24 protein-coding genes and 1 tRNA gene are annotated in these 24,825 nt (G+C 33.3%); 7 read left to right on the top strand and 18 right to left on the bottom strand.

Features of this window, described 5'->3' with window-relative positions; all coding sequences use genetic code 11:
* Window positions 1–54: 54 nt before the first annotated feature.
* The gene (locus tag BMX42_RS09975; RefSeq protein WP_091313187.1) at window positions 55–4,362 is read right to left on the bottom strand and encodes a T9SS sorting signal type C domain-containing protein; all 4,308 of its coding nucleotides are present in this window, start codon (window positions 4,360–4,362) and stop codon (window positions 55–57) included.
* A 191-nt stretch (window positions 4,363–4,553) separates the two neighbouring features.
* Here BMX42_RS09975 and BMX42_RS09980 point away from each other — a divergent pair.
* A tRNA-Leu gene (locus tag BMX42_RS09980) sits at window positions 4,554–4,635 on the top strand.
* A 33-nt stretch (window positions 4,636–4,668) separates the two neighbouring features.
* On the opposite strand, the gene BMX42_RS09985 is transcribed toward BMX42_RS09980, so the two are convergent.
* The 7 genes from BMX42_RS09985 to hemA form a co-directional block, all read right to left on the bottom strand.
* Window positions 4,669–5,073: a c-type cytochrome gene (locus BMX42_RS09985; protein ID WP_091313191.1), complete on the bottom strand. Its 405-nt coding sequence runs from the start codon at window positions 5,071–5,073 to the stop codon at window positions 4,669–4,671.
* A 69-nt stretch (window positions 5,074–5,142) separates the two neighbouring features.
* The gene (hemB, locus tag BMX42_RS09990; RefSeq protein ID WP_091313195.1) at window positions 5,143–6,138 is read right to left on the bottom strand and encodes a porphobilinogen synthase; all 996 of its coding nucleotides are present in this window, start codon (window positions 6,136–6,138) and stop codon (window positions 5,143–5,145) included.
* 272 nt (window positions 6,139–6,410) lie between these two features.
* On the bottom strand, window positions 6,411–7,313 hold the full coding sequence (hemF, locus tag BMX42_RS10000; RefSeq protein ID WP_091313202.1) for an oxygen-dependent coproporphyrinogen oxidase: 903 nt from the start codon (window positions 7,311–7,313) through the stop codon (window positions 6,411–6,413).
* Window positions 7,314–7,375: 62 nt separating this feature from the next.
* Window positions 7,376–8,401: a uroporphyrinogen decarboxylase gene (gene hemE, locus BMX42_RS10005; protein WP_091313206.1), complete on the bottom strand. Its 1,026-nt coding sequence runs from the start codon at window positions 8,399–8,401 to the stop codon at window positions 7,376–7,378.
* Between the two features lie 30 nt (window positions 8,402–8,431).
* Window positions 8,432–9,115 (bottom strand): uroporphyrinogen-III synthase, encoded by a 684-nt coding sequence (locus BMX42_RS10010; RefSeq protein ID WP_091313209.1) that lies wholly within the window; start codon window positions 9,113–9,115, stop codon window positions 8,432–8,434.
* Window positions 9,115–10,050 carry a hydroxymethylbilane synthase gene (gene hemC / locus BMX42_RS10015; protein WP_091313213.1) on the bottom strand — a complete coding sequence of 312 codons (936 nt, stop codon included), beginning with the start codon at window positions 10,048–10,050 and terminating at the stop codon, window positions 9,115–9,117. Before hemC ends, BMX42_RS10010 begins: the two co-directional genes overlap by 1 nt.
* Window positions 10,050–11,294 carry a glutamyl-tRNA reductase gene (hemA, locus tag BMX42_RS10020; RefSeq protein ID WP_091313217.1) on the bottom strand — a complete coding sequence of 415 codons (1,245 nt, stop codon included), beginning with the start codon at window positions 11,292–11,294 and terminating at the stop codon, window positions 10,050–10,052. Before hemA ends, hemC begins: the two co-directional genes overlap by 1 nt.
* Window positions 11,295–11,533: 239 nt before the next feature.
* Here hemA and BMX42_RS10025 point away from each other — a divergent pair, with 239 nt between their 5' ends.
* The gene (locus tag BMX42_RS10025) at window positions 11,534–12,394 is read left to right on the top strand and encodes a helix-turn-helix transcriptional regulator (protein WP_091313221.1); all 861 of its coding nucleotides are present in this window, start codon (window positions 11,534–11,536) and stop codon (window positions 12,392–12,394) included.
* Between the two features lie 42 nt (window positions 12,395–12,436).
* Here the strand turns inward: BMX42_RS10025 and BMX42_RS10030 are convergent, their stop codons facing one another.
* The 3 genes from BMX42_RS10030 to BMX42_RS10040 are packed head-to-tail and all read right to left on the bottom strand — an operon-like array spanning window position 12,437 to window position 14,791.
* Complete coding sequence (locus BMX42_RS10030) at window positions 12,437–13,258, bottom strand: hypothetical protein (RefSeq protein WP_091313224.1); 822 nt, start codon at window positions 13,256–13,258, stop codon at window positions 12,437–12,439.
* Window positions 13,259–13,268: 10 nt separating this feature from the next.
* The gene (locus BMX42_RS10035) at window positions 13,269–14,036 is read right to left on the bottom strand and encodes a hypothetical protein (protein WP_091313227.1); all 768 of its coding nucleotides are present in this window, start codon (window positions 14,034–14,036) and stop codon (window positions 13,269–13,271) included.
* 11 nt (window positions 14,037–14,047) lie between these two features.
* The gene (locus BMX42_RS10040) at window positions 14,048–14,791 is read right to left on the bottom strand and encodes a hypothetical protein (protein ID WP_091313230.1); all 744 of its coding nucleotides are present in this window, start codon (window positions 14,789–14,791) and stop codon (window positions 14,048–14,050) included.
* A gap of 208 nt (window positions 14,792–14,999) precedes the next feature.
* On the opposite strand from BMX42_RS10040, the gene hemH reads away from it, so the two are divergent.
* The 5 genes from hemH to BMX42_RS10070 all read left to right on the top strand — a co-directional run bounded on the left by hemH (window position 15,000) and on the right by BMX42_RS10070 (window position 20,062).
* Entirely contained in the window at window positions 15,000–16,022 is a 1,023-nt protein-coding gene (gene hemH / locus BMX42_RS10045; protein WP_091313233.1) for a ferrochelatase, read from the top strand.
* A 51-nt stretch (window positions 16,023–16,073) separates the two neighbouring features.
* A complete protein-coding gene (locus BMX42_RS10050) occupies window positions 16,074–16,613 on the top strand; it encodes a CopD family protein (protein WP_091313236.1) in 540 nt (179 codons plus the stop codon).
* A 49-nt stretch (window positions 16,614–16,662) separates the two neighbouring features.
* Window positions 16,663–18,078, top strand: a complete 1,416-nt coding sequence (locus BMX42_RS10055; RefSeq protein ID WP_091313238.1) for a sensor histidine kinase — start codon at window positions 16,663–16,665, stop codon at window positions 18,076–18,078.
* A 3-nt stretch (window positions 18,079–18,081) separates the two neighbouring features.
* Window positions 18,082–18,858 carry an enoyl-CoA hydratase/isomerase family protein gene (locus BMX42_RS10060; RefSeq protein ID WP_091313241.1) on the top strand — a complete coding sequence of 259 codons (777 nt, stop codon included), beginning with the start codon at window positions 18,082–18,084 and terminating at the stop codon, window positions 18,856–18,858.
* A gap of 310 nt (window positions 18,859–19,168) precedes the next feature.
* Window positions 19,169–20,062, top strand: a complete 894-nt coding sequence (locus tag BMX42_RS10070) for a metallophosphoesterase (RefSeq protein ID WP_091313247.1) — start codon at window positions 19,169–19,171, stop codon at window positions 20,060–20,062.
* A 35-nt stretch (window positions 20,063–20,097) separates the two neighbouring features.
* On the opposite strand, the gene BMX42_RS10075 is transcribed toward BMX42_RS10070, so the two are convergent.
* The 7 genes from BMX42_RS10075 to trmB form a co-directional block, all read right to left on the bottom strand.
* Entirely contained in the window at window positions 20,098–20,430 is a 333-nt protein-coding gene (locus tag BMX42_RS10075; protein ID WP_091313250.1) for a 2Fe-2S iron-sulfur cluster-binding protein, read from the bottom strand.
* Window positions 20,430–21,488 carry an NAD(P)/FAD-dependent oxidoreductase gene (locus tag BMX42_RS10080; RefSeq protein ID WP_091313253.1) on the bottom strand — a complete coding sequence of 353 codons (1,059 nt, stop codon included), beginning with the start codon at window positions 21,486–21,488 and terminating at the stop codon, window positions 20,430–20,432. Before BMX42_RS10080 ends, BMX42_RS10075 begins: the two co-directional genes overlap by 1 nt.
* Window positions 21,489–21,561: 73 nt before the next feature.
* On the bottom strand, window positions 21,562–21,801 hold the full coding sequence (locus BMX42_RS10085; protein ID WP_091313256.1) for a NifU family protein: 240 nt from the start codon (window positions 21,799–21,801) through the stop codon (window positions 21,562–21,564).
* 68 nt (window positions 21,802–21,869) lie between these two features.
* Window positions 21,870–23,006, bottom strand: coding sequence for an Mrp/NBP35 family ATP-binding protein (locus BMX42_RS10090; RefSeq protein ID WP_177169158.1), 1,137 nt, complete (start codon window positions 23,004–23,006; stop codon window positions 21,870–21,872).
* Between the two features lie 118 nt (window positions 23,007–23,124).
* The gene (locus BMX42_RS10095) at window positions 23,125–23,445 is read right to left on the bottom strand and encodes an MGMT family protein (RefSeq protein ID WP_091313411.1); all 321 of its coding nucleotides are present in this window, start codon (window positions 23,443–23,445) and stop codon (window positions 23,125–23,127) included.
* An 11-nt stretch (window positions 23,446–23,456) separates the two neighbouring features.
* Window positions 23,457–24,092, bottom strand: coding sequence for a LysE family transporter (locus tag BMX42_RS10100; protein ID WP_143055634.1), 636 nt, complete (start codon window positions 24,090–24,092; stop codon window positions 23,457–23,459).
* Complete coding sequence (gene trmB, locus BMX42_RS10105) at window positions 24,092–24,766, bottom strand: tRNA (guanosine(46)-N7)-methyltransferase TrmB (protein ID WP_091313264.1); 675 nt, start codon at window positions 24,764–24,766, stop codon at window positions 24,092–24,094. The genes BMX42_RS10100 and trmB overlap by 1 nt, the downstream gene beginning before the upstream one ends.
* Window positions 24,767–24,825 lie beyond the last annotated feature (59 nt).

Genomic DNA, 24,825 nt, shown 5'->3' on the forward strand with positions numbered 1-24,825 from the left:
AAAAAAAGGGTTCCAAAATTATTGGAACCCTTTTTCATTTCAATTAATTGAAGATTACATGATTATTTTCTTCGTTACAACTTCACCATTTTCTAATTGAATTATTACAACTAAAGCTTGTTTTGAAGCAGTAATTTGATTGGTATTAAATTGTTTGTTATTGATTCCGTTTTTAGTAAAAATTACTTTTCCTAAAACATCATATACCTCAACACTTACAATAGCAGATTGATATGTTTGAATGGTTAATTCGTTATTTTTCACTAATACATCAACTGTGTTTTTAGTCGCAACATCTTCTTTAACAGCTTTTTTGTAAATTAATTCGAATCTATCATTAAATGTTCCATCTTGCGAAATAAAGTAATACGAACCTTCTTTTAAGTTATGAATCGCACGAGTGTAATTATCTTTTACAAATACATCATGATTAGCGAATATGCCATCAACTTGTTCGATGTTAATTTCGAAATTACTTGCTTCCGTAACTTTTAATCCCAATTTCACTACATCTTCATCAGAAAACGGCAAGCCTTTTCCTTGAATAACATATGCGTCATTATCAATTAAATTATATAACATCGTTTTAGAAGTGTCTAGCATTTTACCATCAATTTTACTGTCAATTCCGTCAGTTGCATTGGTAGTATAACCTACTAAAATTTGATTGTAGCTTTTCGTAGCATCATTTAAATTTAACCAAATTCTGTGTTTTTCTGTTTCTACATTTTCAGCAACCGCATTAGGATTTTTGAAAAATTGAGACGTTGTAACTGCATCTTCTCTTAACTCATTTTCGAAAGTAACTGTATATGCCACCGCTGATTGAACAAAGAAACCTTGCCCTACATTAATTTTATCATTCGGAATTGCGCCACCAGCTGCTGAAGCCGTTCCTCCTAAAGTCGTATAAGACGCATAATTATTAATTGGATAAATACCTCCACTAGCTGGAGCTGTATGAGTCCAGTAATAAAGTGTATTCAATTTTGGATTCGTAATTAATAATCGGTAGGCACTTATAGGAGAAGCATATGGATTTCCTAATAATTCATAACCTACACCAACTGCATAAGTTAAGGTTCCGTTGTTTGGAACACCCGTAAATTGACCATTGTAAACTGCTGGTGTTAATGTCCAGTTATTGTTTACACGAATCATATACCCTTTTGCTGTTGCAAATGCTGTTGAACCTGGAGCTACAGAAGTATAAGCTGTAGCTGATGTCCCAGAATTAACCCTATTGTATGTATAAAAACGAGTCGCTAATGTGTTTGGCGAAAACGCTAATAAATTCTGATTAACAACTGGCGAAGCCCAAGCCGTATAATCGTTATGAATCATATTTGCAGAATTGCGTTTTACAATAATATTTCCTGTATTCACAGCGTGTTTTGTATATTGAACTAAAGCCGCACCACTATTTATTGTTAATGAACCTGTACCGTTTACTGTTACATTTTCACCTACTCGTAAAGAATGTCCCGTAAGAAATGTAACCGCCGCACCTGTATTTACAGTTACCGAACAAGCATCTAAAGTTGCTGTTGAAGTATAATTTCCTGTAAAAACTACAGCGTCTTTAGAAGTTGGCGTTCCAGCTGGAGACCAAGCTGTTCCATTCCAAGTTTTAGTTGTAGCACCACATTGCCAGAATTTTCCTGTCCACATTCCTCTTCCAAAAGTAGCTGCCAAAATGGTTTGATCTGCTGCCCTATAATCGAATGACAATACTTTGCAGTCTTTCATTCCTGTATTTGCTCTTCTCCAGTTTGGATTGGCTACATTAAAATCAACTGTGTACCAAACTCCTAATTCCGTACCAATAATTACTTCGTTAGTAGCATTAGGATTTTGAAGAATACATTTTACTGGAATATTTGGTAAATTTCCTTCTTTATTTGACCAGTTTGCTCCTCCATCAGCTGAATAATAAATACTTGCTATACCATAATTATGCATCGTAACAAACAAATCATTTTCAGAATTTCCATATTTAATATCTGAAATTGCGCCTGCAAAAGGAGTTGCGATAATTGTATATACTGGAGTACCAGAAGCAGTATCCATTCTAACTAATCTACCAGTTGACAATCCCACCATAATTCTATCAGGAGTATAAGGTGAAGTTTCAAAATAAGTTGGAATAGCATTAATTGCTGCATTAGTTAAAGTTGTGGAAACTGTTGCACCATCAGCTGGATTTATAGCATTTCTAAAAATTCTATACGTTCCACTTGAACTTCCGTTTGTATATAGAATGTTTAAATTACTATCTAAAGTACATTGATTCACAAAATCTCCATCGGTTGTATTATTTGATATATATACTGTTGCTGCACCTGCATAGGTACAATATACATATCTATTATATACATAAGAAGCCACTATGTACTGTTGCTGTTTATCTATAAATTCCCAACATCCATCACCTCCATAAATTTCTGTACCAGCTCCTATCATTGCTGGATTAGTCATCAATTGTGAACCATTATCTTGTAAACCACCTAACATTTTGTTATTCGCAACTGATTGATCTATTGAACCTTTATAAACTTGAGTTACATTATAATCTTTATTTCTTTCTCCAATCGCTGTTCCTGAATTATTACTATAATACACACCCCCATCGCAACCAAAAACAACTCGTGAAGTCTGAGTTGGGCAGAAAGCCATAACATGGTGATCAGAATGCACTCCATCTAAAGAATTTGCAGTTGCGTTTCCTGCAGCAGTTGGATTAATTGTCCAATCTGTTAACTGCGTCCACATTGCAGAATTAGCTCCAGTAAAAGCTGTGGTTGTTTTAAAAATTTCAATACCTCCAACATATACTTCATTATCATCTGATGGATTTAATCCAATCATTAAATCATAAAAAGCTTGTTGTCTACAAAAATCGTTTGCTGCTGGCGGTTGAGCCCCTATACTTGTTGGCAAACTAACCGTTGTATCATCTGCCGCAAAATTATCTGCTGATCTTTTAATAACAGGTTTCTTAGTAGCATAATCCTCACAAAGCGCAAAAGCTCTTCCGGCAGTTTGTCTAGAACATTTTAATTGTACTCTTCCGTTTACTCCAGATAAAGTTCTCACCAAAGCCCAGTCTGTTCCAGTTGTACATTTATATATTCTTCCACCACCAGCTCCAAATGCACTTCTTTTAGTTCCCATAAAAAGATTTCCTGTGAAATCAATAGAAAAACTATTTGGCGCACAATAAGTCCCTGCTGAAGATTGCAATGCTACATTAGTAAATTTTGCAAAATTAATTCCATCTGTACTTTTCCACAAACCAACCATGTTTGTTCCAACCCATTGAGTTGCGCCAACTGCTTCAGAATAATACATAGCATCTGCTCCAAAATATACTTCCGTTAATCCTGTAGTTGGGTTTCTCCAAGCAATAATATCTTGAATATAGGATAACTGATCAGCAAGTGCTGCACCAATTGAAGTTCCATAAATTAATCTCCATGTTGTACCACCATCAATAGATTTATATACACCATTACCATTTACGGCTCCCCAAGTATACACTTCACCTGTACCTAAATACATAATTTGAGAATTCTGAGGATCAACAGTTAAACAAGTGACCGCCATATTACTTGGCACTCCTGAAACTTGAGTCCAAGAAGTAGCTGCATTCGTAATATCAGTATTCACCCAAAGTCCACCATTCACAGCACCAGCAAAAACTTTTGTAGTACTTCCTGGAGCAAAGAACAAAACTCTTGTTCTACCTCCAACGTTGTTTGGTCCACGTTCTACCCATTGATTGTCTAAACCATCACCAGGAACTCTTCCATTTTCTAATTGTGCATCTAACGTTTTTTGTAAATCTAAAGTAACTTCAGGAGTAGGTCTTCCTAAATTTGGATCCATAGTATACAACCATTCTTGTTCATTGTATGCATTGGGTGGCAAACCCATAGCTTTTCTTTCCTTTTTAGGCAGAATCATTTGCTGCCTAAATGGATGATTTACAATTGTATTTTGATATTTTTCACGAATTTTTTCAATAGAATCTAATTCTTTTTGACTTAAAGTAGAAACATTTTTCTCTTCAGATTGAATTTCAGGTGTTACAGAAACTGTTCTTCCTTTAGAAAAATTTTGTTTTGAATTTGTAGCAATTAATTTCGTGGAATTTTCTACGATTAAATTCTCTTCAGTTGCATTCTCTTCAGTTTTTATAACTGGGCTTTCTACAACATTTTGTTTATTACTCGTATTACTTCTCTTAATTTCCTTTTTTTCTAGATTAAATTCTTGCAAATAACCATTATGATAGACAAAATAGCAGCTAATTGCAATTAAACCAGTTAAGACGCTGATTTTTAGTAGTTTATTTTTCATTGTAATAGTAGGTTTGTTTGGGTTTGAGGCTACGAATATAACAAAAAATTTAAAAAAGTTTAAAAAACAAACAACAATGTTAATAAAAACACAAAATTAAAATGGAAATGAGGGAAAAAACAGGAATTTAAAAAAATAATTTAAATTCCTTTGCAAAAGCAAACAATGTTTATATATTTGCACTCCACAATGCGGGTGTGGTGAAATTGGTAGACACGCCAGACTTAGGATCTGGTGCCGCAAGGTGTGAAGGTTCGAGTCCTTTCACCCGCACAAAAAAGCTCAAAACTAAGTTTTGAGCTTTTTTTATTTATAACTTAACATATATTCTTCCAAAGCTTTTAACTCTTCATCTGTCATTTCTTTAGTAATCGCGAAATTAGCTTTCATGATTTCAAATTGGGCCGGATCAACAATTGGGTCGGTTTCTCCTTGTAAGAATATAGAAATACTCGCTTTTTTATCTGTATAGATTTTAGCTATTTCTTTAATACTTGGTCCAATAATTTTGGTATCTTCTTTATGACAAGTAAAGCACATTCCTTTACCTTCGAATAATTCTTTACCTAATTCTTCAGATGAGAGTGCTTTTGTTGTTGTTTTAGTTTCCTCAATAGGATTTCCCATTGGATCGGTTTCTTTTTTTTCGCCACAACTAACAAAACCTAAAGTAAGTACAGCTAAATAAAGAAGTTTCTTAAAGTTTTTCATTTCGAATTTTATTTTGATTATCAAATTTACAATACTATTTTTAGTATAAAAATGATAATTATCACGTCATTATTTATTCAATAAAATGGCAGCTTCTTTAGCGAAATACGTCGAAATTAAACTCGCACCCGCTCTTTTAATACACATCAATTGTTCCATCATAATTTTATCGTGATCTAACCAACCTCTTTCTGAAGCGGCTTTAATCATCGCATATTCGCCAGAAACATGGAAAACAGTTACAGGAACATTCACCGCATTTTTCACTTCACGAACAATATCTAAATACGCAATTCCTGGTTTAACCATAACCATATCTGCACCTTCTTCCACATCCCATAAAGCTTCTTTAACGGCTTCGATACGATTGGCGTAATCCATTTGATAGGTTTTCTTGTCTTTTGGAACTACCACATCTGCTTCTCTTGGTGCACTATCTAAAGCATCTCTAAACGGACCGTAAAAAGCAGAAGCATATTTCGCCGAATAACTCATGATTCCAACATTGTGAAATCCAGCTGCATCTAAACCTTCGCGTAAGCGTAAAACTCTTCCATCCATCATGTCACTTGGCGCAACGAAATCGGCACCAGCTTGCGCATGAGAAACAGCCATTTTTACTAAAGCTGCATTTGTGGCATCATTAGCAATATCTCCATTTTCAATAATTCCATCGTGACCATAAATTGAATACGGATCTAAAGCTACATCAGGCATTACCACCATTTCCGGACAAGCCGATTTGATAGCTTTTATGGCTTGTTGCATTAATCCGTTTGAATTCCAAGCTTCTTTACCCGTATTGTCTTTTAAAGATTCATCTACTTTTACATAAATGTTCACCGCACGAATTCCTAATGCGAAAAGCTCTTTCACTTCTTCCACAGTCAAATCGATTGAACGACGGAAAATTCCTGGCATTGATGGAATTTCAACCTTTACGTTTTCGCCTTCAGCAATAAACATCGGAAACATAAAATCACTTGGACTTAATGTGGTTTCACGAACCAAACTTCTTATTGATTCATTTACTCTTAAACGACGACCTCTTTGTAATGGAAACATAATTTATATATTTGTCTTATGGAAAAAAGATTAATTTTTAGTGTAATTGCACTTATTTACATTTGTGTTTTTAAAATTACCAATTTTGAATTTGGCGATATAGCATCAGCTACTCTATTAATTTATATAGGTGTGCCTTTTTTTGTTTTTCTTTCTCTAATCTTGTTTATAGTAAGTTTTTTTATAACTTTTATAAAGAAAAGTTTACTATCAAAACTTTAAATTTCGTTTCACTAATTGTTAACCTTATTTCGCTTGTTTTAATGTTTTTTCTAAATCCAATCAACTGGTGATTCTAATACTTTAATTAGTTTTTCTTCTTCGCTACCCACTTCTGGATGATGGTCGTAAACCCATTGTACATGTGGTGGTAAACTCATCAAAATACTTTCAATTCTTCCGTTGGTTTTTAGTCCGAAAAGTGTGCCTTTATCGTGAACCAAATTGAATTCTACATAACGACCACGACGAATTTCTTGCCAAGTGCGTTGTTCAGCTGTAAAAGGTAAATCTTTTCTTTTTTCTACAATTGGAACATAAGCTTCTAAAAAAGAGTTTCCAACTTCTGTTACGAAATTGAACCAATCTTCCATTTTCATACCTTCTGTTTCCTTGCAATAATCAAAGAATAAACCACCTAAACCACGCGCTTCGTTTCTGTGAGCATTCCAAAAATACGCGTCACATTGTTTTTTATATTTTGGGTAGAATTCTGGATTATGTTTGTCACAAGCTGTTTTACAAGTTTGATGAAAGTGTTTTCCATCTTCTTCAAACAAATAATAAGGTGTTAAATCTTGTCCGCCACCAAACCAACTATTAATCACGTTTCCATTATCATCATACATTTCAAAATAACGCCAATTTGCATGAACTGTTGGCACCATTGGGTTTTTTGGATGAATGACTAAACTCAATCCACAAGCAAAAAAATCAGCTTCCCCAACATTGAATAATTTCTGCATAGAATCTGGTAATTTACCATGAACTGCCGAAATATTCACACCGCCTTTTTCAATCACATTTCCGTTTTCGATAACGCGCGTTCTTCCGCCGCCACCTTCTGGTCGCACCCAAATGTCTTCACGAAACTTCGCTTTTCCTTCGACTGTTTCTAATCCAGCAACGATTTGATCTTGAAGATTTTGTATGTAGGTGTAGAATTTATTTTTCATTGTTTCAGTTTTCAGTCGCAGTTTTCAGTCGCAGTTAATCTGTAAACCGAGACTGAGACTAACTACTTGTTATATTCCTTCACCGCTTCCACAAATGCTTTCGCGTGATCAACTGGAATATTTGGTAAAATTCCGTGACCTAAGTTTACGATATAATTGTCTTTTCCGAATTCGTCAATCATTTCGTGTACCATTTTTTTGATGGTTGGAATTGGCGATAATAATCTTGATGGGTCGAAATTCCCTTGTAAAGTGATTTTTCCACCTGATAAATAACGAGCGTTTCTTGGCGAACAGGTCCAATCTACACCTAATGCAGAAGCTTTTGATTTTGCCATGTCGTTTAAGGCAAACCAACATCCTTTTCCGAAAACGATAACTTTCGTTTCTTCCGCTAAGGCTTCCACAATTTGGTTGATGTATTGCCAAGAGAATTCTTGATAATCCACTGGAGATAACATTCCACCCCAAGAATCGAAAATTTGAATCGCGTTACAACCTGCTTTTACTTTTTCTTTTAAATATAAGATAGTTGTATCTGTAATTTTTTGTAATAAAACGTGTGCTGCTACTGGATTTGAGAAACAAAATCCTTTCGCTGTATCAAAACTTTTAGAACCTTTTCCTTCAACCGCGTAACAGAAAATTGTCCAAGGTGAACCTGCGAAACCGATTAATGGCACCTCATCGTTCAACATTTGTTTGGTCAATTTAATCGCATCAAAAACATAACCCAACGTTTCATTCACATCTGGAACAAACACTTTTTCTACATCTTGCGAAGTTCTGATTGGATTTGGAATAATTGGTCCTAAATTGTCTTTTAATTCTACGTGAATTCCCATTGCACGTGGCACAACCAAAATATCTGAAAACAAAATTGCTGCATCTGGTTTTACAATTCTAATCGGTTGAACTGTAATTTCTGCTGCTAATTCTGGAGTTTCACAACGTGTGAAGAAATCATATTTGTCGCGTAACGCTCTAAATTCTGGTAAATATCTTCCTGCTTGACGCATCATCCAAACTGGCGGACGTTCAACAGATTCGTTATTTAAGGCACGTAGGAATAAATCGTTTTTTATCATTTTATTTTTATTTTAAACCCTTCGAGGGATTTATTTATTATAATATTCTATAACTTGTTCTATAACGTTTTCAACACTTGGTTGATATGCAGTTTTTATGTTTTTAATTTTAGTTTCAGATAATACATTTCTCAACGCGTCAGCAGTTGTATTTCCGATGCAAAACAATTTTTCGTTGGCAAGTGAGTTCTTTTTCAAATAACTTGTTACGGCTGATGGACTGAAAAACAGAATTCCATCTACTTTTTCTGCGATTTTATGTGGTGTTAATGTCGTATCGTACACTTTAATTTCATTGAAAGTGATTTCATTTTCCGACAACATTTCTGGCAAAGTATCTCTACGAAGATTTCCACTAAAAAAAGTAAAACTTTCATCTGAATAGACTAACGTAATAATTTCGGCTAAATCTTCCGCATAACCTGTGTAGGCTTCAACTGTAAATCCATTTTCGTTAAGTAATTCTTTGGTTTTTAATCCGACACAAAAAACTGTTTTTTGTTTTAAATCTTCAATTTTTGGATGTTGGAAAATGCTTAAAACGGCATTTTGACTCGTGAAAATTAAATTTTTGTTCAGGTTTTTTATTTCGAAAGAAGCATTTTCTGTTTTGATGAAATCGGCTTCAATAACTTGAATAGCTTCGTCTAACAATACTTGTTTTTGAATTGCAGAAAGGGTTTTGGTTGAAAGTATTGTAGTTTTATCAGACATTATTTTTTTAGTTTTTCTTTAATTTCAGTCATTATTGCTGTTCCGCCATTGGCTAAAATTTCTTGAGCACAATTGAATCCTAATTTTTTCCATTCGGAAACATCCACTTTTTTAGAAACTTCTAATTTTTGTTTTCCATCAATTGATAGTAAAACACCCGTGAAATCAATCATATCATCTTTTTCGTTATAAGTCGCTATTGCTCCAATTGGCGCGGTACAACCACCTTCTAACGTTCTTAAAAATTGACGTTCTATATACGTACAAATCTCTGTTTCTATATGATTTAATTGTGAAACCGCATCAAGAGAAAAGAAATCTTCTGCATTACAAACCACCAACATTGCACCTTGAGCTGGAGCTGAAATCATCCAATCTAATGGAATAAAAGTCGAAGGTTTTACGTTGATGCGTTCTAAACCGGCTTCGGCAAAAATAGCACCACTCCAAGTTTCAGAATCAGCTACTTTTTGTAAGCGTGTATTAACATTTCCGCGAATATCTTCTACTTTGTGTGTTGGATATTTGTGTAACCAACTTGCTTTTCTTCGTAAGCTACTACTAGCAATTGTACTATTTTCTTGAGTTAGGAAATCTAAATTTCCTTTATGAACTAAAATATCTAAAGTGGAAGCTCTTTCTAAAACCGCACCTTGAATAATTCCGTTTGGCAATTGCGTTGGTACATCTTTCATAGAATGCACGGCAATATCAATTTTGCCCTGAATCATCGCAATATCTAAAGTCTTTGTGAAAATTCCTGTAATGCCTAATTCGTATAAAGGTTTGTCTAAAACAATATCGCCTTCCGATTTTACAGCCGTAATTTCGGTTTTATAACCTAAATCGTTTAACTGTTTTTCAACTGTTTTGGCTTGCCAAAGTGCTAATTCGCTATCGCGAGTTCCTATTCTTATTGTTTTTTGCTTTGTCATTAGTCAATTTGAAAAACCTTATTGATCCATTCTACACTTTCTTCCACAACAGTGTTATCATCTTTTAAATGATTGGCAAAATGGCTGGTTATTTTTTGAATTAATTTTGCAGTAATAATTTCAGCATATTCATCATTAAAATCGGCATTTTTCTTTTTCAAGTGGTTGATTTCCGATTCTTTAATCGCGTTTAATTTTGCTTTTAAAGCATGAATGGTTGGTGCGTATTTTCTACCTTTTGACCAAGTTAAAAATTCGGTTAGAATTTCTGTAATGATAATTTCGGCAGCAGGAATATGTTGTTTTCTGTTTTCTAAAGTTTCATCCGTCATTTGCGACAAATGATCCATGTGTACCAAAGTTACGAATGGATTTTGTTTTACGTTTTCGTTTACATTTTTCGGAATCGATAAATCTAAAATCAACAACGGTTTCTTTAAATTTAAAATATCTAAATCGATTGTTGGATTTTGAGCGCCAGTAGCTACTACAACTACGTCTGCTTTTTGTAATTCGATTTGTAAATCCGAATAATCCTTCACAATAAGATTTAATTTTTTGGCTAATTTTTCCGCCTTATCTTTTGTTCTGTTGATTAACGTAATTTGATCGTGTTTTGAATGTTTTACTAGGTTTTCACAAGTATTTCTTCCAATTTTTCCTGTTCCGAAAAGCAAAATGTCTTTGTTAGAAATGTCTTCTACATTCTTAAAAATATATTGAACCGCTGCGAAAGAAACAGATGTTGCTCCGCTAGAAATTTCGGTTTCGTTTTTAACTTTCTTACTCGCTTGAATTACTGAATTTACCAACCGTTCTAAATATGCATTGGCTAAATTTAGTTTTTTACTTTCTACAAACGCATTTTTCAATTGAGCAATAATTTCAAAATCACCTAAAATCTGACTATCTAAACCTGTTCCAACACGGAACATATGATTTAAAGCTTCTTTTTGTTTGTAAACGTAAGCGTAGTTTTGAAATTCTTCCAATGAACCTTGACTGTTATCGCAAAGCAATTGAATTAATTGAAAAGGATGTTGTGCAAAACCGTAAATTTCGGTTCTGTTACACGTAGAAGTCACTAATAAACTCTCCACACCATTAGCTTTGGCTTGTTCCAATAAGTTGGCTTTGGCTTTTTCGTCTAAACTAAATTTACCTCTAATTTCGGCATCAGCTTTTTTGTAGCTCAGACCGATAGCGTAGAAAGTATTTTGTTTTGCGGGTGAATGATTCTCCATAAATTCCTTTATCTCTTAAAGATGCACAAAATTATTGTTTACTACTTTATAAAAACAACGCTAAAAGTACTTTTTATATCGTAAATAGTTTTTTTTACATAAATTGTACTTATTTTGCTATAAACTAGTAACTTTGTAACAAATTCAACACCACGCAAGTGCTTTGTTTAGAATAATTATAAATAAGAAATGCTTGGTTTTACAATTTTGGGGCAAATTTAAAATAAAAAAATAACGCTATGAGTTCATTAGAAGAAATTAAAATTGATGACGATTTTACATTATTACGATTTCAGAACGATTCTAACGAGACAGAAACGCTTGAAAAACAGGTTGGTACAGGATTAATTCAATTTCATTTTAATGTAAAAGGAAAAGGTAAATTTATTTTCAATAACAATTCGTATACCTTAGATTTGAATGAAGAAAAAGCGCTTTTATTATACAATCCGCAAAAAGAATTGCCGCTACATTTAGAAATTGAACCTAAAAGTTGGATTATTTCTATTTTGATTTCGATTAAAAAATTCCACACTTTATTTTCGAATGATGCGGAAACGATTCCATTTTTGAGTAAAGATAATTTAGAGAAAAAATATTATACAGAAGAAAGCATTAGTCCGTCTATGGCAATTGTGTTGAATCAGATTTTTCATTACAATCAAAATTCGTCAATTAAAACCTTGTATTTAAAAGGAAAAAGCTACGAATTGTTGAGTTTATTTTTCAACACCAATGAAGATCCAAATGCAGAACATTGTCCGTTTTTATCTGACGAAGGAAATGTTTTGAAAATTAAAAAAGCCAAAGAAATCATTATAAAAAATATGGCTGAACCGCCAAGTTTACAAGAATTAGCTGATGAAGTTGGGATTTCGCTTAAAAAATTAAAAGTGGGCTTCAAAGAAATTTATGGTGATACCGTTTTTAACTTTCTATTTGATTATAAAATGGAATACGCTCGTAATTTATTAGATTCAGGTTCGTATAATGTAAACGAAGTGGGTTTAAATATTGGATACAGCACTTCGAGTCATTTTATTGCAGCGTTTAAGAAAAAATATGGTACAACACCTAAGAAATATTTATTAGAAAAATAAAAAAAGAGCCAATTGGCTCTTTTTTAGTATCTGTAATTCATCTTAATTATAATAATGTGCCACAATAATTACTTCATCATCGCCGCCACCCATTTGCATTTTAACAGCTCCAGTTCCTCCAGTATCAGCTACAAACAAAATCCCAGCAAACATTGGGCAATAGGTTCCAGGTCCTAATGCAATATAATCATGACCACAGGCATAGAATTTTTTATTAAATGCTTCTCCACCACCAGCTCCTGAAGCACTTCCATTTGTATAGAAATTTCCACTATAACCTAATGCTCCAGGATTACCCGCAAAATTAATTGGCACACCATCTAAATCATTAACAACAATTGCTCCAGCAGGCCCACCTTGTCTTAAATAAGAATAAAATTGAGCCGTACGCGCATGATAATCGTCAATAGGACTTCCTGCTTTGTATATTTCGTATGAAATAGCATAATTTATTTCCACAATAGCTGGTCTGGTCAAGGTAAATGTTGATAAACCTGGACCTATTTGTCTTGGCCATCCTGCTTCAGAATAACCTGACCCAACTCCAGTTTGATTGACTTGATTGGTATCAGCACCACCAGTATCTAAAGGATCTTGAAGATAATTATATGGGTTAAAAAGAATTTCAATGTTTGTTGGAATTGGACTTAAAACTAAATCACCATTGGCATTAGCAAAAACCCTAGTGTTTTCACTAGGTCCTAAATTCAAAGGATTATTGACTTCATTTAAACCTTCAACACGAATAGTTGAAGTAGCTCCTGCAACATGTACTTCTTCTTGTGGATTTGTAGTATTAACTCCAACTTGAGCAAAAGTAAATAATGAAGAGAAGGTAAATAATAGGGGGAATATTTTTTTCATAACCTAAATATTAATTATAAATACGAATTTTTAAATAATCTGAAGAACCTCCAAAACCTACATAAGTAAGTCTATTATTTCCATCAGCTGTTTCGCCATAGAAAACCAATGAATGATTTCCTTCTGGAATGTTTCCATATCCTACGCCATGAATAAATGCATACCCAACAGATCCTTGAGTATAAGAAGTATACGCTTCACCATGCAAACCATATTTTTTTGAAAGTTCCGTAGCGTCTAATCCATCATTATTCAAATCAATATAATAATAACAACGAACAGTTTTGGCAGAAATATCAGAAAAAGTTGAAGCTGCTGGTGCTGGTAAAAATTGATCAGATAAGTCAATTGTCATGGCATAACGTACTTCAATTAAGGCATTTTGTGGACAAGTGAAAGGTACCGAAACAATTTGGGTTAAAGCACTTGTTACTGTGGCATCATTCGCAACAACAGTTCCATCTCCATAAGGTCCATTTGGAACGAAGTTTGGCACACTAATTAAAAAATTTAAAGGTTCATTTACCCCAAGACTTTCACCTACGGTATAATTTGGAGGATCAAGCGTTAAATCTCCATTAGCAGTCACATAAACTGGAGCTAATCTTGGAGGAACGTTTAATAGTGGTTTGTTTGTTGCATTCAAACTTTGAATACGAATAGTTGTACCTGCTCCAGCAATGTGTAAATCTTGTTGCGGAGTAGTTGTTCCAATTCCTACTTGAGAAAATAAGAAATTACAGAACAAAACGAATATATAGTGTAGTATATTTTTCATAATATTTGGAATTAATATAAACGTAAGAAAATGGCATCTGGTCCACCAGCAAACCTTACAAAAGTATTTTGGTTATTGGTTCCAGAACAAACCGTTCCATAAAAACGAATAGTATGAGTACCTGTTGTTAATGCCATGTAAGTAGTGCCACTATTATAAATAAAACCAGTTGCAGCATCTGGAGCTGCGGCAGGATTTGTTCCAGCATCATTTCTATTGAAATAACATTTTGAACTTGGTGCATATCTTCTTGTTGCAGGTGCAAGAACCGGTGTGTCTAAAGTAAAAAAATTAGTAATGTTTCTAGCATAAGCATCTTTTATTATGGTTAAAAGATTATCCTGAAATACTTCAATACTTAAAGAGTATTTTACCTCAAGTGTTGTATTACGTGCAACTGTAAAAGTGTATGAAGTAATTTCAACGGTTTCATAACCATCATTTGCTTGAGCTGCAGTAATAGCAACAGTACCATTTACTCCAGCAGTAGTATAAGCATCCGAACCATCACTGTTTTGGTATGCAGAAACTCTAAGAGTCATGTCTCCATTACTATCCACATAAAGTGGATAAGTTTGACCGGCAACTCCGCCATTAAAAACATTATTGGTTGAATTTAAACCATCCACTCTAATAGTCCCAGTATTGGAACCCAAATGCAAAGCTTGCTGTGGATTTGAAGTATTTACTCCTACATTCTGAGCTTGAGAAGATAAAAATGCAGTAAATAAAATTATAAAGTATTTTTTTTTCATAGTCAGGGGTTGTAAAAATTTAACATCAAAAAGCCAAGATATGAAATTTGTAACAAAAAAGTTATTTTATTTTGAATAATTTTAACTTTTAACATAAAGATTGTTATATTCTTAAGAAAAATCGGTAAAAAGCGAATTTTATAGATGAAATACAAAAAATTGAATACTAACAAATATTTAGTATTTTTGAAGAAAATATTTTCACAAAATGAAAGGAGTATTATTAGTAAATCTTGGTTCGCCAGAAAGCCCTACCCCAAAAGATGTTAAGCCTTATTTAGACGAATTTTTAATGGATAAATACGTAATAGATGTTCCTTATTTATTGCGTGCTTTTTTAGTTAGAGGTATCATTTTAAGAAAACGCCCAGAGAAATCTGCAGAGGCGTATGCAAAGATTTGGACAAAAGAAGGTTCACCATTAATTGTTCTTTCTAAAAAAATGCATGAAAAAGTAAAGAAACTTGTTGATATTCCTGTTGCTTTATCAATGCGATATGGATCGATGACGATTTTAAAAGGGTTACAAGAATTACATGACAAAGGTGTAACGGAAGTGATGCTTTTCCCTTTGTATCCACAACACGCCATGGCTTCAACAACAACTATTTTGGTTTTAGCTGAAGAACTTCGTGCGAAGCATTTCCCAAATATGAAATTCACAAACGTTCCAGCTTTTTATAACAAACCGGGTTACGTTGAGGCATTAGCCAATTCTATGAAAAGACATTTGGAAGGTTTTGAATATGATCATTTATTATTTTCATATCACGGAATTCCTGAACGACATATTAGAAAAACGGATGTAACAAAATCACATTGTAAAATTGATGGTTCTTGTTGTAATACACCATCGCCAGCACACGAGTTTTGCTACCGTCATCAATGTTATGAAACCACGAAACAAGTTGTGAAATTATTAGGTATTCCAGAAGGAAAATACAGCCAAACTTTTCAATCGCGTTTAGCAGGCGACAAATGGTTAACACCATACACTGACGTAGAAATTAATAAAATGCCAGAAAAAGGGATTAAAAAACTAGCTGTTGTCACTCCAGCTTTTGTGGCGGACTGTTTAGAAACTTTGGAAGAAATTGCCATGGAAGCGAATCATCAATTTAAAGAACATGGTGGTGAAGAATTCCTAGCAATTCCATGTATGAATGACGAAGACGAATGGTGTGCCGTTGTTGCGAAATGGATTGAAGAGTTTAAAGAAGATAAAAAGTAAAAGAACCAAGTGAAAATCGCATTCAACTTGAAATACAACTAACAACAACCTATGTACGAGTATCTAAAATCTTTACACTTAATCTTTGTAATCACTTGGTTTGCAGGTTTATTCTACATTGTGCGTTTGTTTGTGTATCAAATTGAAGCCAACAAAATGCCTTCGCCTGAAAAAGAAATTTTACAAAAGCAATACAAAATAATGACCTATCGTTTGTGGTACATTATTACTTGGCCAAGTTCGATTTTAGCGGTTATTTTTGCCATTTCTTTATTATATATAAATCCAGCTTTTTTAGAAATGCGTTGGATGCAAGTGAAATTAGGTTTTGTTGCCTTATTGTTTCTATATCATTACAAATGTCACCTTATTTATACAGATTTACAAAACGATAAAGTTAACTATACTTCAAACTTTATGCGTTTATGGAACGAAGGCGCTACCATTATTTTGTTTGCGGTTGTTTTTTTAGTAATTTTAAAAAATGCCATCAACTGGATTTTTGGTGTAGTTGGAATTATACTATTTTCTGTCATAATAATGCTTGGATTTAAATTCTATAAAAGAATTAGAGAAAAAAAAGGTGAATAAATTTTTCAAAATACATACGCTATCATTAAGACGAAGAATCTTTTTGTCGATGTTGTTTTTAACAACGTTTTCTACGATTTTGATATCGATTGTATCATTAATTCACTTCCGTTTTGAAGCAAAAGAATATCACGAAGAACGTTTATCTCGAAAAGAAAGTGCTATAAAAGAACATATTGAATATATCCTACAAACCACAAGTTATCCGCTTTTAACCAAAAATGTTCGTTATATTTTTAAAGATCGAATTCACGAATTATCCGACATTCATAGTTTAGAAATTAATTTTTTCGATTTAAACGGAAAACTAATTTTATCTTCCAAATCGGCATTTAAAATCGATAAAAAAATTCCAGATATAAGTCCACAAATCCTTAAAGAACTGGAGAATTCTTCCGAAAAAAGATTGGTAATCACTAAAGCTCAAGATAACGAAACCTTTTTAAAAACGTCTTACAGTTATATTAAAGATGTGAAGTTTAAAAACTTAGCGATTTTAAATATTCCATATGAAGAAAACAGCGATTTTTACAACGAAGAGGCTCGGAATTTCTTAACAAGATATGCGCAGGTTTATGCCATAATGTTCATTATTTCTATACTATTGTCTTATTTATTATCGAGCAATATCACGAAATCAATTTCTCAAATTTCTGAAAAATTAGAAGTCACACAATTAAATGAACGCAATCAAAAGCTAACACTTCAACCCGGAAATCAGGAAATTAACGCTTTAATTTCATCGTACAACAATATGGTGGATACGTTAGAAGAAAGTGCGCAAAAACTTGCTCAAAGTGAACGAGAACACGCTTGGCGCGAAATGGCCAAACAAGTGGCACACGAAATTAAAAATCCGCTAACACCAATGCGATTGACTATTCAGAGTTTTCAAAGAAAGTTTGATGTGAACGATCCAAATATCAATGAGAAATTAAAAGATTATTCGGAAACACTAATTCATCAAATTGACACGATGACAACAGTGGCGAGTGCTTTTTCGAATTTTGCCAATATGCCAGCACAACAAAATGAAATCGTAAACATTGTTCAAATCAGCAAAAGAGCTTTAGAAATATTTAACGAAGAGTTTATCGAATTCAAAACTACAGAAAAAGAAATTTTTACACTTTTCGACCCTGCTCAATTGACTCGAATTGTAACGAATTTGGTTAAAAATGCCATTCAAGCCATTCCAGAAAATCAAGAAATAAAATCGGTAATTGTGGATCTTTCCAAAACAGAAAATAATTTTGTTTTAAAAGTTTCGGATAACGGAATTGGGATTTCAGGAGAAAATTCCGCTTATATTTTCGAACCAAAATTTACCACAAAAAATTCGGGAATGGGATTAGGCTTAGCGATTATTAAAAATATTATTGAAAACTATAACGGAACCATTACTTTTGATACCGAAGAAGGAAAAGGAACCACATTTACAGCAACATTACCTATAAAAAACTAAAAAATGGAAAATATTTTAATTGAAAAACAAGACAATTTAGCAATTGTTACTATCAACAGACCCACAAAATTAAACGCTTTAAACAAGGCTACAATTGAAGAATTGCACAACGCATTTAACGATTTAAATAATGACAGTTCTACAAAAGTCATTATTTTAACAGGAAGCGGTGAAAAAGCATTTGTTGCTGGTGCAGATATTTCAGAATTTGCTCATTTTTCTGTTTCAGAAGGTGAACAATTAGCCGCTAAAGGTCAAGAATTATTATTCGATTTTGTACAAAATTTACCAACTCCAGTTATTGCCGCAGTAAACGGTTTTGCTTTAGGTGGTGGATTAGAATTAGCGATGTCTTGTCATTTCAGAATTGCTTCAACTAATGCCAAAATGGGATTACCAGAAGTAACTTTAGGTGTGATTCCTGGTTATGGAGGAACGCAACGTTTGGCTCAATTAATCGGAAAAGGTAGAGCTATGGAATTAATTATGACAGCAAACATGATTGATGCAGAAACAGCAAAATCATACGGTTTAGTCAACCATGTTGTGCCTCAAGAAGAATTATTAGATTTAGCGAAATCAATTGCAACAAGAATTAGCAACAACTCAAGTGTAGCGATTGCCAAAGCAATTGAATCGATTAATGCCAATTATGAAGATGGTGTGAATGGTTTTCAAACTGAAATTAAAAACTTTGGTGCTTCTTTCGGAACAGAAGACTTTAAAGAAGGAACAACAGCCTTTTTAGAAAAAAGAAAAGCTATTTTTACAGGAAAATAATATTTAAAAAATACTATGAGAAAAAATATATTCATAAAATTATTAATTGTAACTCTTTTTATTTCAACTTTAACTACTTTAGTAAGTTGTGTTCATGTTCATCATAGAACTACAGTTAGATCTAAACCTCTTCCACCTGGACAAGCCAAGAAAATTTATGGTGATAAGAGTGCAAAAAATTATACTAAAAAGAGACGTCATTAATATCACAATTTAAAATAAACAAAGCCACTGTAATAGTGGCTTTTGTGTTTTTAGAAAATAAGTTTCAACTACTATTTTTTCATATATTTGTTAGAAACAACTTACCATGTCATCACAAACCCGATTAACAAGAGCTTACAAAAACGCCCTTCGAATTAAATTTACCGATTCGGACAAGTTTATCCTGTTTAGCGATTGTCATCGTGGAGATGGAAGTTTTGCAGATGATTTTGCCAACAATCGGAACATTTATATGCATGCTTTACATCAATATTACAAAAATGATTTTCAGTATATTGAATTAGGCGATGGCGATGAATTATGGGAAAATTTATTTTTTAAAGATATTATTGAAGCGAATAAAAACGTGTATTTACTTTTAAAGAAGTTCTATCACAGAAATAAATTACATATGATTTATGGGAATCACGATATGGTTTACCGAAATTCGAATGTTGTAAAAAAACATTTTGCTGAATATTTTGATACTGCGGCTGGCAAAAACGTACCTTTAATGCCAACTTTAGCCTTTAACGAAGCGATTGTTTTAGAACATGCAGAAACAGGTCAAGAAGTCTTTTTAACGCACGGACATCAAGCGGATTTTATGAATTATGTGGGTTGGAAATTCAATCGTTTTTTTGTTCGAATACTTTGGAAACCGCTACAAGTTTGGGGAATTAAAGACCCAACAAGTCCCGCTAAAAACTATCTCGAATCGTTAAAAATTGAAAGAAGAATTAAAAGATGGATTGCCGATAACGGAAATAAAATCACCATTGTAGGTCACACTCACCGACCACATTTTCCGAAACCAAGTGAAAATTTACTGAATTTTTTTAACGATGGAAGTTGCGTTCATCCCAGAAACATAACCGGAATTGAAATTGAAAACGGTAAAATTTCACTAATCAAATGGTTAATTGACACCAATGATGATGGTGTTTTACAAATTGTAAAAGAATATATTGAAACACCACAAAAATTGAGTGATTATTAAATAAAAAAAGCGAGATAATGTTCTCGCTTTTTTATTTATTGTTCCGGTGCAATTTCCAATCGCAAACCTTCTAAATCTTCGGTAATATGAATTTGGCAACCCAATCGACTGTTGTCTTTTACGTGATACGCATCGGCTAACATGGCTTCTTCATCGTCATTTCTTTCCGATTGCAACACATCATTCAACACGTAACATTGACAAGAAGCACACATTGCCATTCCGCCACAAATTCCAATCGTACCTTCTTCGGCTAATTCATACGAACGGATAAGCTCCATCACATTCATATTCATGTCTGTTGGTGCTTGTACTTCGTGATTAACACCATTTCTATCCGTAATATATATCGTAACGTCTTGACTCATTAATCTATTGATTTTACAACCGCTTTTTCGGCTTCTTTTCTTGTTCCATCAAAACCGTCTACTCCAGAAACAGTCGTATATTTTAAAACATAACGTTTTCCTGGATTAATTCGGTTATATACACTTTGACACATTAAAGTCGCTTCGTGGAAACCACATAAAATCAACTTTAATTTCCCTGGATAAATATTTACATCACCAATAGCGTAAATTCCGTCAATATTGGTTTGATAGTCTAAAGCGTTATTTACTTTAATCGCGTTCTTTTCAATTTCTAATCCCCAATTGGCAATTGCACCTAATTTTGGAGTTAATCCGAAAAGTGGAATAAAATAATCCGTTGGCACATTCATGCGTGCGCCATTTATTTCAACATCAATTGATTCGATTCTTTCTGTTCCTTTAAAACCAACAACTTCTGCAGGTGTAATTAATTTAATTTTACCTGCTGATTTTAATTCTTGTACTTTCTCTACTGAATCTAAAGCACCACGAAATTCGTTTCTTCTGTGAATTAAAGTTACTGATGAAGCTACATTAGAAAGAAAAATACTCCAATCTAAAGCTGAATCTCCACCACCAGCAATAACGATATTTTTATTGCGATATTTCTCTGGATCTTTTACAAAATAATCAACACCACGATCTTCTTTATCGTAAAAATCTATGTCTTTTAAAATCGGTTTTCTTGGTTCGAAAGTTCCTAAACCACCAGCAATAGCAATTGCTTTCGCTTTATGTTGTGTTCCTTTATTTGTTGTAACAATAAACGAACCATCTTCTAATTTTTCAATGGTTTCAGCTGTTTCAGCCAAAGTAAAACCTGGTTGAAATTGCTTAATTTGTTCCATTAAATTCGTCACTAAATCGCCCGCCAATACTTCAGGATAACCTGGAATATCAAAAATAGGTTTTTTAGGATATAATTCTGCTAACTGCCCACCTGGCTGAGGAAGAGCGTCAATAATATGACATTTTAATTGTAATAAACCGGCTTCAAAAACAGCAAAAAGCCCTGTTGGACCCGCTCCAATTATCAATATATCTGTTTCAATCATTTTTTTTAATTTGGTGTTACAAAGGAATAAAATTGTAACGTGTTTTTTTATGACATTTATCAGGTAGAAAAAATTAAGCTATGTTTTCTACGGTTTCAATTTGTGGTACATACTTTTTTATGGTAGTTTCTACACCAGCTTTCATAGTGCTGATACTCAAACTACAGCTCGTACAAGCGCCTTGCAAACGCACTTTTACGTGTTTTCCTTCAAGTACTTCTACCAATTCAATATCGCCACCATCTGAATTTAAAAATGGACGAATTTCGCTTAACGCTTTCTCGATATTTTCGTTTATTTCAATTTCTGTCATTTTTTTAGACTTTATAGATTATTAGAATCTTTAGATTTTTAGACTTTCGCCTAAGAAATTTAAAATGTCTATTTTTTCACAGCAGAACATCCTGCCATTGTTGTAATTTTTATTGCTTCTGTAGCTGGTAAATTTTCGTTTCTTTTTACCGTTTCTTCCACTACGTTTCTGGCTAATTCTTCGAACACTGTTTCTAAAATTGTACCTGTTTGCATTGCTGCTGGTCTTCCGTAATCTCCAGCTTCTCTAATACTTTGTACTAAAGGCACTTCGCCTAAAAACGGAACTTCTAAATCTTCTGCTAAATTTTTCGCACCTTCTTTTCCAAAGATATAATATTTATTATCAGGAAGCTCTTCTGGAGTGAAATACGCCATATTTTCTATAATTCCCAATACAGGAACTTGAATAGAATCTGACATAAACATAGAAACTCCTTTTTTCGCATCCGCTAAAGCAACTGCTTGAGGTGTACTTACTACAACCGCGCCAGTAATTGGCAACGACTGCATAATTGACAAGTGAATATCACCTGTACCTGGAGGTAAATCGATTAACATGAAATCTAATTCTCCCCAATTGGCATCAAAAATCATTTGATTTAAAGCTTTAGAAGCCATTGGTCCACGCCAAATAACCGCTTGGTCTGGTTTTGTGAAAAATCCGATAGATAAAATCTCAACTCCATAACTTTGTACCGGTTGCATTTTCGATTTTCCGTCAATTTCAACTGAAATAGGTTTTGCTGATTCTACATCGAACATAATTGGCATTGATGGTCCGTAAATATCGGCATCTAAAATTCCAACTTTGAAACCCATTTTAGATAAAGCTACTGCTAAATTTGCTGTAATTGTAGATTTTCCAACACCACCTTTTCCTGAAGAAACAGCAATAATATTGCTAATTCCAGGAATTTGTTTTCCTTTAATCGTATTGGCTTCTTCTTTAGTTGGCGCTTCTACTTTAATATTTACCTTAACTTTCGCCTCAGCATTTATTTTTTCAGCAATTACCTTCTTAATATCTGCTTCCGCACGATTTTTTATATGTAAAGCTGGAGTGGTTAACACTACATCTACCACAATTTCATCACCAAAAGTTACTACGTTTTGAACCGCACCACTTTCTACCATATTTTTACCTTCACCAGCAATTGAAATGGTTTCCAAAGCTGCAAGAATATCTTTTCTATCTAATTTCATTATGTTTATTTAAACTGATTTTAGATTGCAAAGATAGTAAGAAGTTTAAAAGTTTGTAGTTTATCTCTGAAAAAAGTTTTGATGAGAGTATAAGGTTTGTTTATTGGGGTTTTATATCCTAAAAATCCGGCTCCCAGAAGTGTTTTTTGAAATCTATAATTTGATTGTCAATGACTTGAATTCCTTCGCTTTCTAGTAATTGTTGCATTAGGTTGGTGCCTTCAAAATGGTGCTTCCCGGTTAAAAGTCCTAAACGGTTCACTACGCGATGAGCTGGAATATCTTCTCTTCCGTGGCAAGCATTCATGGCCCAACCAACCATTCTCGCAGAACGACCTGCGCCTAAAGCTTTAGCAATGGCACCATAGGAAGTCACTTTACCGTATGGAATTTGTCGGGCGACTTCGTACACACGTTCAAAAAAGTTGTCTTCTTTTATTTTCAATTAATTTATTTATTCAAGTTATAAATCGTAAAAAAGGCAATTAAACCTGTAATAATGGCGATTATAAAATTGATGTTTTTAATAAAAAAAGCCACTTTATGCTTAATTTTTCTAAACAAATAGGCATAACATAAAAACACAATGAAAGTTCCTAAAGTCACTCCAAAAACAAAAGCAACACCTACTAAATTAGTAAAGAAATCTTCAATAAAAGCCGATAAATACAAACTCACAAAAGCATAATATGGAATAGGGAACACATTTAATCCCGAAATAAAAACACCATGTAAAAACGGTTTCATTTTACTTTTGGTGGATTTCTTCTTTATTTCCTCTTTAGAACCAATAAAATTTTGAATGCCTTTACCTAAAAAAAAGATGGTTAACAGAATGAAAACCACACTTCCAACTAATTTTAAATTATTCATCACTTGTGGATGACTTTCTAAAAAAGTAGCAAAATAAAACGCCAAAATACTTTGAACAAAAACGATTAAAAGCGCTCCGTTTATAAATTTTTTGGCTCTTTTTAATGATTTTTTTACGCTATAATTCGCTACAGTCATGTTCACAATTCCAGGTGGCAAAACACCTACAAATGAAAACAAAATTGCAAAAGCAAAAGCAAAAAGTACTGACACTATTTAATTTTAAATTGGATGTAAGTTATGCTTTTATTTATTTCTAAATACTGACTTTCGTAAAAAGTTTGAATACTCGTTACTTCTTCTGGTGCGCCAGCGTTGTTGTATACGTTATGATTTGCATATAAAACCTCGTGTCCTTCACCGTGTAATAAACCTAAAGTATAACCGTGCATAAATTCGCTATCGGTTTTTAAGTGCATTAAACCATCTGGTTTTAGTATTTTTTTATAATTCTGAAGAAACTCAGAATTCGTCATACGGTGTTTTGTACGCTTGTATTTAATTTGCGGATCTGGAAAAGTAATCCAAATTTCATCTACTTCATTTTCTGCAAAGCAATGTTTAATTAATTCAATTTGTGTACGAAGAAAAGCTACATTATTTAAACCGTTTTCCACAGCAGTTTTCGCACCACGCCAAAAACGAGCACCTTTAATATCAACTCCAATGAAGTTTTTATTTGGATATCTTTCTGCTAATCCAACTGAATATTCTCCTTTTCCACAACCTAATTCCAATACAATCGGGTTATTATTTTTAAAGAAATCGGTATTCCACTTTCCTTTTAATGCTAAACTATCGCTCACCACTTCTTCTCTAGTTGGCTGAAACACATTAGAGAACGTTAGGTTTTCGTTAAATCTTTTTAATTTATTTTTACTTCCCACAACAATTAATTTTATAATGCAAAAGTATAAAATTAAAGTATCTATCTTTGTAAAAAATT

It is taken from the genome of Flavobacterium terrigena (assembly GCF_900108955.1).
Lineage (GTDB): Bacteria > Bacteroidota > Bacteroidia > Flavobacteriales > Flavobacteriaceae > Flavobacterium > Flavobacterium terrigena.